This window comes from Flavobacterium alvei (assembly GCF_002920895.1).
In the GTDB taxonomy this organism is placed as follows: domain Bacteria; phylum Bacteroidota; class Bacteroidia; order Flavobacteriales; family Flavobacteriaceae; genus Flavobacterium; species Flavobacterium alvei.
On record NZ_PQVG01000004.1, the window covers coordinates 362638 to 377964 of the forward strand.

Genomic DNA, 15327 nt, shown 5'->3' on the forward strand with positions numbered 1-15327 from the left:
AGTTAAGCAAAGAAACTCAATTTCAAAACTTGGGCATTTGACGACAAGTTCAAAATAATTCCTAAATATATTGAAGAAACAAAATCAGCATTAAACCAAAGAAATGGTTATTTTTGTCTCATAAAAATTAAAAGCCACACCTTGGGATTATATAAAAACCTTTTCAAACAAACAGCCATTTACGGACTTGCCACAGTATTGCCGCGAATGCTCAGCTTTCTGTTAGTTCGATTATATACTGGCATTTTACCCACAACCGATTATGGTGAAGTTTCCATTCTTTTGTCTTGGATGGTATTCTTCAACGTGATTTTGTCCTACGGAATGGAAACCGGATTTTTTCGTTTTTATAATTCCGAAACCGATAAGCAAAATGTAATTGCAACTTCTACCATTTCTATATTTTGGTCCACTATTTTCTTCCTTTTTGGAGCCTTGATTTTTAGGAATTCCTTGGCTTCATTTGCCAATGTCGATGTACAATACATTACCTATTCCATTTGGATTTTGGCATTGGATGCCTTGGTGATTATTCCGTTTTCAAAATTGCGAGCCAATCAACGTCCGATAATGTATGCTGTTATTAAGATAGGAAACGTGATAGTCAACTTGATTCTCAACATTTTCTTTTTAGTGTTTTTGCCACAATTAGCAGCAGACAATCCTCATTCTTTTTTCGATAATTTATATGTAGAGCATTCCGAAATAGGGTATATATTCATTGCTAATTTATTAGCTAGTTTGCTAACATTGGTGGTGCTTTCGCCCAATTATTTTTCGTTGAACCGAAAATTCGACAAGGAACTTTGGAAAAAAATGATGAAATACGGACTGCCCATTCTTGTAGCAGGAATCGCTTTTGCGGTCAACGAACATTTCGATAAAATTCTATTGGGATATTTACTCCCCGAAAATATTGCAAAATCCGAAGTTGGGGCTTATTCGGCCTGTTACAAACTCGGATTGTTTATGGTTTTGTTTGCCACCGCTTTCCGTTTAGGAATCGAACCCTTCTTTTTTAGTCATTCGTCAAGCGAAAATGCCCCACAAACGTATGCCGTGATTACCAAATATTTTGTCATTTTAGGCTCATTAATTCTATTAGGAGTTATCGTTTTTGCCGATGTTTTAAAATATCTATTGCTCGACAACAAATCCTATTGGGAAGCCATGAAAGTCGTGCCGTTAATTATTTTAGCTAACTTTTGTCTAGGCATTTACAACAACCTTTCTGTTTGGTATAAACTGACTGATAAAACGCATATTGGTGCTTATATTTCTATAGTTGGAGCGATATTAACTTTAGTTTTAAACTATCTTTTAATTCCAAAATACAGCTATTATGGTTCGGCAATTGCCACCATTGCGGCCTACGGAAGTATGATGATTATCTCCTACGTTCTAGGGAATAAATATTATCCCATTCCGTATGATATGGAAAAAATTGGTGGTTATCTGGGCTTGTCCATCTTGTTTTCTGTGATTTATTTCTACGGATTTCGTGAAAATTATTTCGTTGGAATTCCGTTATTACTAGCGTTTATGTATTTTGTGTATCACAACGAGAAAGCAACAATTTTGGGTATCCTAAAACGAAAAAAATAAAAATTAGAATGAAAATCAACATCATCAACAAATCGCAACACGATTTACCTAATTACGAAACCATAGCCTCGGCAGGAATGGATTTGCGTGCTAATCTAACCGAATCCATAACCTTGAAACCGTTGGAAAGAACTATCGTAAAAACAGGTCTTTTCATCGAATTGTCTATTGGTTACGAAGCGCAAGTGAGACCAAGAAGCGGCTTGGCAGCCAAAAAAGGAATTACCGTTCTCAATTCACCAGGAACTGTCGATGCCGATTATCGTGGCGAAATTGGCGTGATTTTGGTGAATTTATCCAATGAAGTTTTCGTTGTCGAAAACGGAGAGCGCATCGCCCAACTCATCATCGCGAAACACGAAAGAGCCGATTGGATTGAAGTTCAGGAATTATCCGAAACCTCAAGAGGAGAAGGCGGTTTTGGTAGTACGGGAGTGAAGTAAGTGTTTAGTGTTCAGTCGCAGTTAGCAGTTTTAAACATAAAATTAATAGTTGAAAGTATTTAGTTTAGTCTTAATACTTGATACTAAAATCTTAATACAATTAAAAAATGAAAATAATAGTACCAATGGCTGGACGTGGTTCCAGATTAAGACCTCACACATTAACCATTCCCAAACCCTTAATTCCCATTGCTGGAAAACCAATCGTGCATCGATTAGTAGAAGACATTGCTGGAGTTTTGAATCAAGATATAGAAGAAATTGCCTTTATCATTCACGAAAGTTTTGGCAAAAAAGTAGAGGAAGACTTAATCGCCATTGCCGAAAAACTGGGTTCAAAAGGGACAATTTATTACCAAAACGAAGCCTTGGGAACGGGTCACGCCATTATGTGTGCCAAAGAGTCGCTGAGCGGACCGGCCGTAATTGCTTATGCTGATACTTTAATTCGTGCCGATTTTGATTTAGATCAAAATGCCGACAGCGTGATTTGGGTAAAAAAAGTAGATCAACCCGAAGCTTTTGGTGTGGTCAATTTGAACGAAAAAAATCAAATCGTTGAATTGGTCGAAAAACCGAAGGAATTTGTATCTGACCTTGCTGTTATCGGGATTTATTATTTCAAAGATGTTGCGGTTTTGAAAAACGAATTGCAATTGGTTTTGGACAACAATATCATCAACGGTGGCGAATACCAAATTAACGACGGAATCAAGCAAATGATGGCAAAAGGTATGATTTTTGTACCCGGAGAAGTGGCCGAGTGGATGGATTGCGGCAACAAAGATGTTACTGTTGAAACCAATTCTAGAATGTTAGGATTTTTGAATCAAGATGGCGAAGAATTAGTGGCCAAAAACGTAAAACTAGACAACTCAACTATCATTCCGCCTTGTTATATTGGTGAAAATGTGATTTTAATCAATGCTACCGTTGGACCAAATGTATCTTTAGGGAATGCATGTCACGTGAGCAACAGTTCTATAAAAAACAGTTTGGTACAAACGCATTCGCATGTAAAAAATGCTAATTTAGACAACGCAATGATAGGAAGCCACGCTAGTTTTGATGGTAATTTTACCAGCATTAGCATTGGCGATTATTCGGTGTTGGAGTAATTGGTTATTAGTTGTGTACAAGTTTTGAAAGAATATCAAGTAAATCAACAATGATAATAAATGAGCTTTTTTAAAAAAATATTTGGCAAAAAAAACATTATATCTGAAGACGAAAAATTTGATATTAATATACCAGTAGAAAACCCAGAACTTATTGATGGAATGAATTTATTTATTCAAGATAAGTCTGAAAATAATCTAACAAAATTTATTAATGGATTATTGAAAGCCAAGTTCCTTGTGCTTTCTTATAATGATGAAATGGAAGTTGAGCAAGATGGTAAAAATACTGTTATTAAGCAAAACAGTAAACTCAAGTTTTTAAATTGCTTTAATGAAGATGGTGAAGCATTCTTACCACTTTTTACGGATTGGAAAGAAGTTAATGTTTGGCTTAAAGAACCAGACAAAAACATTGGAGGTTTTGTAATGGATACTTTTGAAGCTTTTGAATTTGTTAAATTAGGGGAGGATTACAATGGAATTGTTATTAATCCAGGCTCAAAGCCTTGGACAATGAATAATGAACAAGTCAACAATTTTCTTGAAGATTTTAAAAAATAAATGCATAAAAGACACAAGAAATTTGGCTAATGTAATATGAAAAAATCGGTTTCCATCTTTTTGTTCTTGGTTTTGCTTTGCAATTCGGCATCGTTATTGGCACAAACTGAACCCGAGGAAATCAAGACTGAAACCGACCAATTCGAGGAACATTTTTATGAATCTTTGAAACAAAAGGGTATCGAGAATTACGACAAAGCTATTACAGAATTGGGATATTGCTTGAAATTGAAACCCAATGAAGCCAGTGTTCATTCTGAGATGGGAAGAAATTATTTAGCTTCAAAACAATATGAAAACGCCTATTCCTCATTCGATAAGGCAACTCAAATTGATCCTAAAAACAAATGGTTTTGGGTTGGAATGTATGATGTTTGTTATCAAACCAAGAATTACAATCAGTGCATTGTTGTTGTCAATAAGTTAATTGAGTTTGACCCAATTTACAAAGACGATTTGGTTTCGCTTTATATGAACACGCAACAATTTGACAAAGCACTCGTTTTAATCAATGAGTTGAATGAGAAAGTTGGAAAATCGGACATGCGCGACTTGTATAAAGCTCAAATTTTATCACAAGGAAAATTTCAAAATGCTGAAATAGATAATTTATTGACTCAAATTAAGTTGAATCCAAAGGTGGAGTCCAATTATGTGGCTTTAATTAAGTTATATTCAGAGAAGAATGAAGCTCAAAAAGCAGTAGAAATCACTAAAAAATTGGAAGCTGAAATTCCAGAATCGGAGTGGACACAAGTGGGTTTGTTTAAATTTTATTTAGATAAAAAGGAAGGCCCAAATGCGATTAAGGCAATGAATATAGTTTTGGCTAGTTCCAAGATAGATTCTAAAATAAAACATCGAGTTTTGAATGAATTTTTGAATTTTGTCAACACAAATCCTCAATATTCGCCAGATTTAGAGAAAGCAATTTCCTATTTTGATAAAGATTCAGATGTAAAAGTTGCCAAAGAAATTGGGAAATATTATCACGCTAAAAAGCAATCGGACAAAGCCATAACCTATTATGAATTGTCTTTAAAAAACAGCTCTAATGAAGATGTTGAAACCAATTTACTTTTGCTTCAGGCCTATGTCGAAACGAAACAATTTGAGATTGTAAAAAAGAAAGCATCTTCTTTGGTCGAAAGTTATCCAACGCAACCCCAATTTTATTATTTTTCGGGTTTGGCAAACAACCAATTAAAAGAATACAAAAAAGCCGCAACAATGCTTGAAGTAGGAATAGATTTTGTGGTAGAAGATGTAATTTTGGAAGCTAATTTCAATTTACAATTAGGCGAGGCCTACAACGGATTAGGAGATTTTAAGAAAAAAGAAATGTATTTTTCTAAAGCCAATCAATTATTAAAAGCCAAAAAATAAGATAGAGAATGAATAGATTTTTTAAAAATTGTAAAACCTTTTTTTGGGTTAGCTTCATCAGCTCATTAACATTGGTGTCGTGTAAATCAAAAACAGCAGCTGTTGATGTGTCCAAAACTGAAAACAAAAAAAGCATCAATAAAATCATAGAAAACTATTACAACAATAAAACTGATTTTTCGACATTATATATAAAAGCGAGTGTACAATATGCTAGTGAGAAACAAAATCAGAATGTAACCGCCGAAATTAAACTCAAAAAAGACGAGCAAATTCTAATTAGCATACGGTTTTTGGGAATTACAATGGCAAAAGCTTCGATTACGCCAACCAAAGTGAGCTATTACGAAAAAGTGAAAAGCACGTATTATGAAGGTGATTTCAGCGCTTTGAGCCAATTGTTGGGCACCGATTTAGACTTTAGTAAGGTTCAAAATATGTTGTTGGGAAGAGCAATCGATAATTTGAAAGAAGGAAAATTTACAGAATCATTAGAAAATCAAGTCTATCGATTAGACGAAACGGCCGATGATAACCTTAAGAAATCTTTTTATATTGACGCCAATAGTTTCTTGATGAACAAACAAGAAATCACGCAAACCAAAGAAGAAAGAATGATTCAGGTTGTGTATTCCAATCCAAAAGAATTCAAAGAAATGACTTTGCCGTTGAACATAAATATTGATACTTATCAAAAGAAAGGAAAAGCCGAAATCAATTTAGAATACAACACCGTAAGTTTCAATGAAGAACTTTCTTTTCCTTATAGCGTTCCAAATGATTATAAAAGAATTATAATTAAGTAAATTTGCACAAACATATTTGTACTATGCCAAAATTTCTCCTAAGCCTGATTTTAATTTGTGTGACTTCATTATTGTGGAGTCAAGAATCGCAGCAAGAAAAATTAGAACAACGAAAAGCCCAAATACAACAAGAAATTAGAGATAATGAAAAGTTGTTGCAATCGGTAAAGAAAAAAGAAAAATCAGCTGTAAATGTTGTTATTATTCAAGCCAATAAAATAAAGCTGAAAGAAAAACTGATTAATACTACCGAAAAGCAGGCAAAGTTGCTTAGTAACGACATATACATTAATCAACTTCAAATTAACAAACTGAATCGAGAACTTACTGTTTTGAAGCAAGATTATGCTGAGATGATTGTAAAGTCCTATAAAAGTAGATCGCAACAAAGCAGAGCGATGTTTGTTTTGTCATCGAATAGTTTTCTGCAAGCTTACAAAAGAGCCCAGTATATGAAACAATATACCGGTTATAGGAAAATGCAGGGAGAAGAAATTAAATCAAAATCAAATCAATTAACGATTCATAACGAAAAATTAGGAGTTCAAAAATCGGCCAAGCAAAAACTGATTATAGAAAACGAAAAAGAAAGATTGTCGTTACTAAAAGACAAGCAAGAGCAACAAAAAGTGGTTAATTCTATTAAAAAAGACAAAAATAAAATTGCTGCTGAAATCAAGAAAAAACAACAGGAAGCAAGAACAATCGACCGACAAATTAATCGTTTGATAAAGGAAGCCATAGCCGAAGCTAATAGAAAAGCAGCGATGGAAAAAGCGATGGAAAAAGCTAAAGCCGAAGCTGAGGCCAGAGCCAAAGCTAATAACACTAAAGTAGATACCAAAGAAGAAATAAAAACACGTGCAAAAGCAATTGTTTCCTCATCTGCGCCTGTTTCTTCATCCAAAATAGAATTGACTCCAGAAGCCAAAATACTGTCGGATAATTTCAAAGCCAACAAAGGAAGATTGCCTTGGCCAGTCGAAAAAGGAGTTGTTTCTTCGACTTATGGAGATCACCCACATCCAGTAATCAGTTCATTAATGGTTCACAATAGTGGTGTCGAAATCACAACCGACCAAGGAGCAACAGCAAGAGCCGTATTTGCGGGAGAGGTAACCAGTGTTCAGATTTTTTCACCTGTAAATAAATCGGTTGTGATACAACATGGGGATTATTTCACCGTTTATACAAACCTAAGAGAAGTCTATGTGAGACAGGGAGATAAAGTTAATATTAAGCAAAATTTAGGAAAAATAAGAACCAATGGAGATAGCGGAAAAACGGTTCTAAAGTTTTCTATTTCACAAAACACAACCTATAACAATCCAGCCAGTTGGTTGTTTAATATGTAATACATAGATTTAGACATAAAAAAAGCGCCATTTTAATCGAAATTAAAATGGCGCTTTGTTATATTTAAAATTATTGTTGCTGCTGCTGTTGGCGTTGTTGCACCATAATTTGATATTCTATAAGATCAAGTTGTCTTTGTACTTCTTCCGAAAGTTTTTTGAGTTTTACATCGGTTACCTCTTCAAATTGTCTTCCATCTTCATATCCTATCGAAACGCTAACCGAAAGGGTTTGTTTTGCATATCCTTTGAATGTTCCTTTTACGGGACTACAATCATTAAAATCACGACCAACCGAAAGTTTAACGTGATTGTCCATCGCCCATATATTATTGGTTGGATCAATTCCGAGCCAGCCTTGTTTTGGAGTATAAAATTCGACCCAAGCATGAGTTGCTCCTTCTCCTCTAAGACCGGTTGAGTTTGGACAAACATACCCACTCACATATCTTGAAGGAATTCCAGCAGTGCGCAAAAACTGTAGTAATAGGTGTGCAAAATCTTGACAAACGCCTTTTTTATGCACTAGTATTTCGTCTAGAGTCGTTTCGATATTGGTAATTCCTTTGGTATAGGTATAGTTTTTATAGATGTATTCGCTACATTTTTGAGCAATTTCTATAATAGGTATTTCGGTGGCATTTATTTTTTTTAGATAAGAGGTGATTTTCTTTTGTTGCAAAATGTTTTCTGGATAACAAAGCCGAAGCAAATAACTGTTCTTTTCTTTCTCTACATCCAAATCCTGAACTTTAATCGTGTCAATTTCGGGTATTTTGAGCGAATGATTGACTTTTACTATCATTCGAGATTCGATAATCATCTCTTTGTGTGGTTCCAAAATGTTAAAATTACCAACATTATTACCATAAAAATCTTTTGTGACTTCAACGATAGGATTGCTTGTAATTAGAAGCTGATGTTGCAATACCTCTTGGTTTTCAAAATTGTGAGGAAACAAACGAATTTCGTTGATGCTCTCTTTTATCGGCCAATTGTATTGGTATTTTGTGGTATGAATTATTTTGAATACAGCCATTTTTTTTAGGTATAGGAGAAAAATAATTTAGAAAAATCATTCGAAAACTGATTCAATAGTTTTTTGGTATCCTTCAAAACTTCGTCTAATTGTTCGTCGTTCAAGTGGTGATAGTCGGTAAATTTGATTAAACTTTTTAGTCTTCCAAATTGGTTTTGAAGAGTTCTGGCCTCGCTTGAAGTATTGTCAATAGATAAGGAAACCAAATATTTGTCAATTAAATCTAACGTATAAATAACCGAATGTGAAAAATCTTTATTAAATATCACATGTTGTATTACTTTTCTATTGTGAGAAATGTTGCTATAGCTTTTTAGATATTGTTCGTATCCTGAAAGAGATAAAAGCAAACGTCTCCAGTACAATAAATCTTCTTCTCCTTCAAGGTTGTAATTAATGGGTTTGTAATAAGCTTGAGTTAAGGAAATGGTGTGTAAGCAACGTTCAATGTTTTTTCCAACGCTAGAAAAACACCAGCCCAAACCTCGTGGCATTGTTACGTGAAGAATTCCGTTGTAGAGCAAAAGATCTTTTTTGAGACTTGTAATAATATCAAGAGCTTCATAGGTTTCTAATCTTCTTGGCAAATCGGGCGAATTCATAAAATGATACAAAGAGTTGATGTGTTCCCAAAGTTCTTTGGTTATTTTATCTTGAGCTCCTCTAGCATTTTCGCGGGCTTTTCTAACTAGGTTTTTAACCGAATTCACATTTTGATTGTCGCAAATAATGTATTTCAACACAAAATTTGAATCATATTGCGATTGAATTATTTGTTCTTTTGTCAAATCGGTATAGTATTCCAATAAAGGTTTGTATCCTTGAGAATCATTCATTTCTTTGTCAAATGACAAGATATAGAAAGTGTGAAGTGTGAGTAACATTCCATCGGCTCTTTCCATATATCTGTTAAACCAAAACATTCCGTCGGCAACTCGACTTAGCATATTTGTTTTCATCTGTATGTTTTATTTATGTATCGTATAATGTAAGCGCTTGAACTTTATTTTCGATTCTGAAAAACTATTCTTGGGCGTTTCATTTTGATAATGGTTATTAAAAAAACTTTTTTATTCTATAATCCAAGTGTCTTTACTACCGCCACCTTGCGAAGAATTTACTACCAATGAGCCTTCTGTTAGTGCTACACGAGTTAGTCCTCCTGGAACTATTTTTACCCCATCTGGACCAAATAATGCGTAAGGTCTTAAATCAACATGTCTCAATTTCAACTCACCATCAATAAGACAAGGTACAGTACTAAGCTGAATGATGGGTTGTGCAATGAAATTTCTAGGATTGGCAAGAATCGCTTTTTTTCCGTTTTCAAGTTCTTCATCGCTAGCTTTATTCCCCATAATCATTCCATAACCACCACTCTGATTGGTTTCTTTGATTACCATATTTCCCATATCGGCAAAGACTAGTTCGCGTTCCTCTTTGTTTTCCATTTGATAGGTTGGAACATTTTTCAAAATAGGCTCTTCGTTCAGATAGTATTTAATCATATCCGGAACATAAGCATAAACAGCTTTGTCATCGGCAACTCCATTTCCAACAGCATTTACTAAGGCTACATTCCCCATTTTATAGGCGCTAATCAGTCCTGGAACACCTAATGCACTTTCAGGTTTAAATACTAAGGGATCAAGATAATCGTCATCCAATCGTCTGTAAATCACATCCACTTGTTGAAGGCCAGAAGTGGTTTTCATATACACATTGTTGTTGTTCACAACCAAATCTCTTCCTTCTACCAATGGAACTCCCATTTGTCTGGCCAAAAAAGTATGCTCATAATAAGCAGAATTATATACCCCAGGAGTTAGTAAAACTACATTTGGATTTGAAATGTGTCTTGGCGACATCGAAACCAGTATGTTGTGCAGAATCATCGGATAGTTTCCTACCATGCTCACGTGATTTGAAGTAAGCATTTCAGGAAAAATACGTTTGGTGATTTCTCTGTTTTCAAGCATATAACTCACACCACTCGGACATCTAAGATTGTCTTCTAGTACATAGAATTCTCCTTTTGCACCTCGAATCAAATCGATTCCCGCAATGTGAATATGAATATTATGGGGTAATTTTATACCATGAACTTCCTGAATATAATGAGGACATGACGAAATCAATGAGGCGGGAATAACACCTTCTTTTATGATAAGTTGTTCGTTGTAAACATCTTCTAAAAACAGATTTAAGGCTTTTAATCGCTGTACAATACCCAATTCTACTTCGTTCCAATCCTTTTGAGTAATTATTCTGGGGATGATATCAAACGGAAATATTCTTTCTATACCTTGATTATCGTCGCTATATACAGTGAACGTAATCCCTTGATTCATAAAGAAATCTGCTGCTTGTTTTTGTTTTTGTTCTAAGTTTTCTGGGCTTAGATTTTGCAAGGTATGCAAAACATTGCGATAGGAACTTCTCACTCCTTTACTCGAAAACATCTCATCCCATCCATTAGGGTTCAATTTGGGTATCAACTTCATCATAGTATTGCATTGTTAAATAGTCAAACTTTTCAGGTTGTTATTTATAAAATAAATAGTTTTAGACAAATTTATTGTTTTATTTTAATCAAAATGTTTGTTATGATGAATAATTAATAATTTATGTGATATTCTTCTTTTTAACTTTCTATTTTGACAAATTTATTATTTTTTAGCTTCATTTTTTTAATTCGTTAAACCAAAAGACAATAAAAATTGAATTTTACCCCTTTTATTATAGGGTATGATTGTTAAATAGACACTATTTCAGTGCATACTAATGTAAAAATATAGGGGTAATGTAAACTTAATGTAAATTTAACTTCAATATAAAAAGAGTCAAATATTAAATTAATTCTAAATAACTACAGAATGTCTTTATCTCTTTTTTAAATTTGTAGTTGTAAAACAAAGACTTCATAATTATAAATGCTATTGTGTTCTTAGGTTGAATTTAGTAACTTCCCTTTTTAAACGCAAAAATTAATATAACTATCCGTTTTGTAAATCCAGTTTTTCAAGCTTTAATACACGAAAAGTAAAATGATTTAGTTGCTACGATTGATGCACTAATTCGAAGCCTAAACCCAACGAGAAAAAAATGAACACAACCCCTGATTTAAAAGTAGTGTACTTCCCTTCCTGTATCAACAGAAGTATGGGCAAAAATAGTTTTCAAGCCGAAGACGACCTGCAATTGACCGAACTAACGCATCAATTATTGGTTCGTGCCGGATTTACCATCATTTATCCCGAAGTTTTGGATAGCCAATGTTGCGGAATGCCTTTTTCAAGCAAAGGTTTTGCCGAAGCCAATCATACCCAATCTGAAGCATTAGAAAATTCACTTTTAAAAGCCTCTGAAAACGGAAAATATCCTGTTTTATATGATATGAGTCCGTGTTTTTACCATTCGAAAGAAGAATTTTCGAAAGCCTTAAAAATTGTCGATCCCATCGAATTTATGCTGGATTATGTAATGCCAAATTTAACGGTAAAAAACAAAAAAGAAACTGTTGCGGTTTTTCCAGTTTGTTCGGTTAAAAAAATTGGAAAAATGAATCAGTTACTTGCCTTATCACAACTTTGCGCAGAAAATGTTACTATGATTGACAGTAATTGTTGTGGTTTTGCCGGCGATAGAGGCTTCCTGATTCCTGAACTCAACGAACACGGATTGCGTGATTTGAAAGCCCAAATTCCCGCCAATTGCAATCAAGGTTATTCCACCAGCAGAACTTGCGAAATTGGACTGGAAAGCATAAGCGGAATTGATTTTAAATCAATCTTTTATTTGATTGAGGAAGTGACGAGGTAATATATTTTTCTAATCCCTAGATATTACTTTCTCCTAACACAGAAGATCATTTTTAAATACAATTTCGAAAGAAAAACCGTATATTGTAAGCTCTAAATAATCTAAAATGAAAAGATATTTTTTATTGTTTTTACTAATATTTCAAATGGTGTTTTCACAAGAAATAGTAGTAAAAGGAAAAGCCTTTAATTCAGGAAAATTCAATGACAAAGTTGTTTATATTGTTAAAAATGACACCATTAATAAACTAAGAAAACGTAGCAATTCTTTAGTTGAAGACTGGAAAAAGAAATCAAAATTTGAAGACAGAAAAGATGAATCTTACCAAGAAGTTACTAAAAATAATCGAATTCTTACTCAATTACTTTATGACAAAAATTACAGAACACATACAGACAGCTTGGGTAATTTTGAAATAAAAGCTAAATTATCTGATTCTCTTTTTTTTGAATCTCATTGGCATACAACTAAAAAATTCTTGGTTGCTGATTTAATAAAGAAGAAAAAAGCAACTATTAAGTTAAAATTAGAACCTTGTGAAGTTTGGCCTTCACATCCTGAAAAACCAACAAAACTATACGTTTTCATTGGCAAGAAAATTAAAATTTGGGAATCTCCTTCAAGTTATTGCAATGTGGGCGCTTTAAGTTCTAGAATTTTGTCAAAATATTTAGTAGTTAAAAATATTTATGGCGATTTTAAAAAAGACACTATTCAATTTACAACTTATCCACCACATTCAGAAGTAATCCACCAAAATTACAATCCATTCAGGACAAGCTTTTCGGAATATGACTATTGCTTATTGTATGTAGCGCAATACAAAGATGAATTACTTCAAGCAACATATATTTTTGATGATGTATATCTGACAAAAGAAGGCAAATGGGCAACTCCTTTGAAACCAAAAGGATTACGCAACACAATAGCTCCTGATTTATTTAAACCTGAGAAAATAAATTTCATAACTCCAATTGAGTTTGAGTATGAAGATAGATTTTACAAAGAAATATATCAAATTTTTCCATCAGCTTACAACACGGTAAGCGATGGAAAAATCATAGTTAATTATGGCTATTATGTTGAAGATTTACTTGAAATCAGAAAAGCAGGAAGATTGAAAGAGTTTGATTATTTGATTACTGGTTTTAAAAATTATAATTAACTCCTACCCCAAAAACTTCTTTGGTTTGAAATCCAGCAAAAGCATCATCATCATAAATGGCTTGGAAATTCAAATTAGCCGACAATACTTTGTTGATTTTCATTACGATGTTTAGGTTGTAATTGATATCAATGTTTTGTGGTTTTTCTAAATAATTAGAATATAAACTCAAATAATTTTCGGCCGTTACATTCTCCATAATATTGAATTTATAGTAAGCTGAGGCATTAAATCCTAATTGAAACAATACACTTTTATTGGCATCAACTCCAAAATAACTATTGTCAACATAACCCGGAATCGAAGTATAGAAACTATCTACAAAAGTAAATTTGGCTGTTAATGGTGCCAAATTAAGTTTGAAATTGTCGGTTTTTTTCCAGTACATCCCTGGTCCAAAAAGCAAATAACCTGGCGACATAAAGTTAGTGTTTTGGGTTCTAATTTCTGCACCATTGCTGTCTTTAGAATACACATATCCTTTAGTGAATTGTGTTCTGAAATTGACTAAAAATGAATAATACCAATATCCCTTTGTCTTTTTAGCTACAATAGAATTGATTTCGATTTGGTCATCGGTTTTCTTTTCAAAATCAGTATTTTGAGTTTGAAGTATTCCATAAGAAGCCAAGAATCTATTTTCCCAACTAAAATTATCTTTTTTATAGTCGATTTTGTAGTCTATACCCAAGTTCCCCGAGAAACTATTTTCTCCTCCTGCTACCCAATTGTTGAAGTTGGCTTGATTAAAAAGAAAAGTGATTTTCCCTTTAGTTTTCCAGCCATTTTTTATGGTGTCATCAAGGACTTTGGCTGCCTCTTCTGTCTTTTTGATTAAATTCTTTTCGGCCTCTATTTGAGCGTTAATTTTAGCTGAAATACATAACAAAACAGCTAATAAAAGTACTTTTTTTATCATAAGAGTAGTATTAGTTATACTACAAATATAAAATAAATAAAATACTAAAAGCAATTCTTTAAAAAAGTGATTTATTTTCTGGGTGATTTATACAAAGGCACGGCCGAACAAGCTTCGCCATACATTATGCTTCTAGCGAATGGCTGTAGATAATTTGCCGCCAAAATGTAAGCACGCATAGGAACAGGTTTTTTAGAACACCCTTTGACAATCACAGGCTTATTCTCGTAAGTTGAATAGTCGATTTTAGAAAGGATTTCTTCATATAAAGACGAATCTAAATCTTCAATAGTACCATTAACAATTTTCTTGGCAAAAGGTGCCAATTGAACGGCAACTAAAATAGATGCCCAAGCTGGAAAAATGGCATCGGTGCTGCAATTAATTGCCACATATTGATCTTGGTATTGTGACCAATCATGATTGTGTAGCTGTTCTCTAAAGTCTTTTTCTTTCAACAAAAAACCTTCCAAAAACCATTGCGAAATATCAATTTGCACACGAATTCCCTTTGGATAGTAATCTTCGAGATCGAAAACGTCCAATGCGCTATTGGCTACTTTATTTACTATTTCTTCCATTTTTGAAAAGTTTAAAAGGTAAATGTTTAAAAGTTTAAAAGTTTAAATGTTGCTAAACCTTAAACTTTTAAACCCTGAAACTTTAAACAAATTTTACAACATTCCCAATTCTAATTTGGCCTCTTCGCTCATCAAATCTTTATTCCAAGGCGGGTCAAAAGTAATTTCTACTTCGGCTCCTTTGATGTGTTCGATTGATTTTATTTTTTCTTCTACTTCTCTTGGTAAGCTTTCTGCCACAGGGCAGTTAGGCGAAGTTAAGGTCATTAGGATTTTTACTTCATAATCCGTACTGATCATCACATCATAAATCAATCCTAATTCATAAATATCAACAGGAATTTCCGGATCGTAGATGGTTTTTAGTTTGGCTACGATATCTATTCCTAATTGGTCGGTGTTTATTGTTTGTTCCATTTTTTTGTTTCAGGTTTAAAGTTTCAGGTTTAAAGTTTCATTGATATAACAAATTCGACTTTACTTTTTTGAAACTTAAAAGGTTAATAAAAAATTCTAATTAAAAT

The 15327-nt window shown here is 33.4% G+C and carries 15 protein-coding genes; 9 read left to right on the plus strand and 6 right to left on the minus strand.

The genetic code is table 11. From position 1 onward, the window contains the following. The first annotated feature begins 141 nt into the window (after window positions 1-141). The 7 genes from C3L50_RS09035 to C3L50_RS09065 all read left to right on the plus strand — a co-directional run bounded on the left by C3L50_RS09035 (window position 142) and on the right by C3L50_RS09065 (window position 7277). A complete protein-coding gene (locus tag C3L50_RS09035) occupies window positions 142-1605 on the plus strand; it encodes a lipopolysaccharide biosynthesis protein (RefSeq protein WP_103805851.1) in 1464 nt (487 codons plus the stop codon). 8 nt (window positions 1606-1613) lie between these two features. Then, the gene (gene dut, locus C3L50_RS09040) at window positions 1614-2048 is read left to right on the plus strand and encodes a dUTP diphosphatase (RefSeq protein ID WP_103805852.1); all 435 of its coding nucleotides are present in this window, start codon (window positions 1614-1616) and stop codon (window positions 2046-2048) included. Window positions 2049-2155: 107 nt separating this feature from the next. Further along, a complete protein-coding gene (locus C3L50_RS09045; protein ID WP_103805853.1) occupies window positions 2156-3166 on the plus strand; it encodes a sugar nucleotidyltransferase in 1011 nt (336 codons plus the stop codon). 60 nt (window positions 3167-3226) lie between these two features. Further along, window positions 3227-3730: an SseB family protein gene (locus C3L50_RS09050; RefSeq protein WP_103805854.1), complete on the plus strand. Its 504-nt coding sequence runs from the start codon at window positions 3227-3229 to the stop codon at window positions 3728-3730. Between the two features lie 36 nt (window positions 3731-3766). After that, window positions 3767-5116, plus strand: coding sequence for a tetratricopeptide repeat protein (locus C3L50_RS09055; protein WP_103805855.1), 1350 nt, complete (start codon window positions 3767-3769; stop codon window positions 5114-5116). Between the two features lie 8 nt (window positions 5117-5124). Continuing rightward, entirely contained in the window at window positions 5125-5922 is a 798-nt protein-coding gene (locus C3L50_RS09060) for a DUF4292 domain-containing protein (protein WP_103805856.1), read from the plus strand. 23 nt (window positions 5923-5945) lie between these two features. Continuing rightward, the gene (locus tag C3L50_RS09065; RefSeq protein WP_103805857.1) at window positions 5946-7277 is read left to right on the plus strand and encodes a murein hydrolase activator EnvC family protein; all 1332 of its coding nucleotides are present in this window, start codon (window positions 5946-5948) and stop codon (window positions 7275-7277) included. Between the two features lie 70 nt (window positions 7278-7347). On the opposite strand, the gene C3L50_RS09070 is transcribed toward C3L50_RS09065, so the two are convergent. From C3L50_RS09070 to C3L50_RS09080, 3 genes are all read right to left on the minus strand, one after another. Then, a complete protein-coding gene (locus C3L50_RS09070) occupies window positions 7348-8316 on the minus strand; it encodes a transglutaminase family protein (protein ID WP_103805858.1) in 969 nt (322 codons plus the stop codon). Window positions 8317-8321: 5 nt separating this feature from the next. Beyond that, window positions 8322-9275 carry an alpha-E domain-containing protein gene (locus C3L50_RS09075; RefSeq protein WP_103805859.1) on the minus strand — a complete coding sequence of 318 codons (954 nt, stop codon included), beginning with the start codon at window positions 9273-9275 and terminating at the stop codon, window positions 8322-8324. Between the two features lie 111 nt (window positions 9276-9386). Beyond that, entirely contained in the window at window positions 9387-10823 is a 1437-nt protein-coding gene (locus C3L50_RS09080) for a circularly permuted type 2 ATP-grasp protein (protein ID WP_103805860.1), read from the minus strand. A 598-nt stretch (window positions 10824-11421) separates the two neighbouring features. Between C3L50_RS09080 and C3L50_RS09085 the strand changes: the two genes are divergently transcribed. Together C3L50_RS09085 and C3L50_RS09090 are read left to right on the plus strand one after the other, a co-directional pair. After that, a complete protein-coding gene (locus tag C3L50_RS09085; RefSeq protein WP_108723450.1) occupies window positions 11422-12138 on the plus strand; it encodes a (Fe-S)-binding protein in 717 nt (238 codons plus the stop codon). 106 nt (window positions 12139-12244) lie between these two features. Continuing rightward, entirely contained in the window at window positions 12245-13303 is a 1059-nt protein-coding gene (locus tag C3L50_RS09090) for a hypothetical protein (RefSeq protein WP_103805862.1), read from the plus strand. On the opposite strand, the gene C3L50_RS09095 is transcribed toward C3L50_RS09090, so the two are convergent. From C3L50_RS09095 to C3L50_RS09105, 3 genes are all read right to left on the minus strand, one after another. Then, window positions 13287-14219, minus strand: a complete 933-nt coding sequence (locus C3L50_RS09095) for a DUF3078 domain-containing protein (protein WP_103805946.1) — start codon at window positions 14217-14219, stop codon at window positions 13287-13289. The genes C3L50_RS09090 and C3L50_RS09095 overlap by 17 nt on opposite strands. A 74-nt stretch (window positions 14220-14293) precedes the next feature. Then, a complete protein-coding gene (locus C3L50_RS09100) occupies window positions 14294-14803 on the minus strand; it encodes a DUF2480 family protein (protein ID WP_103805863.1) in 510 nt (169 codons plus the stop codon). Between the two features lie 93 nt (window positions 14804-14896). Further along, on the minus strand, window positions 14897-15220 hold the full coding sequence (locus C3L50_RS09105) for a DUF59 domain-containing protein (RefSeq protein ID WP_103805864.1): 324 nt from the start codon (window positions 15218-15220) through the stop codon (window positions 14897-14899). Window positions 15221-15327 lie beyond the last annotated feature (107 nt).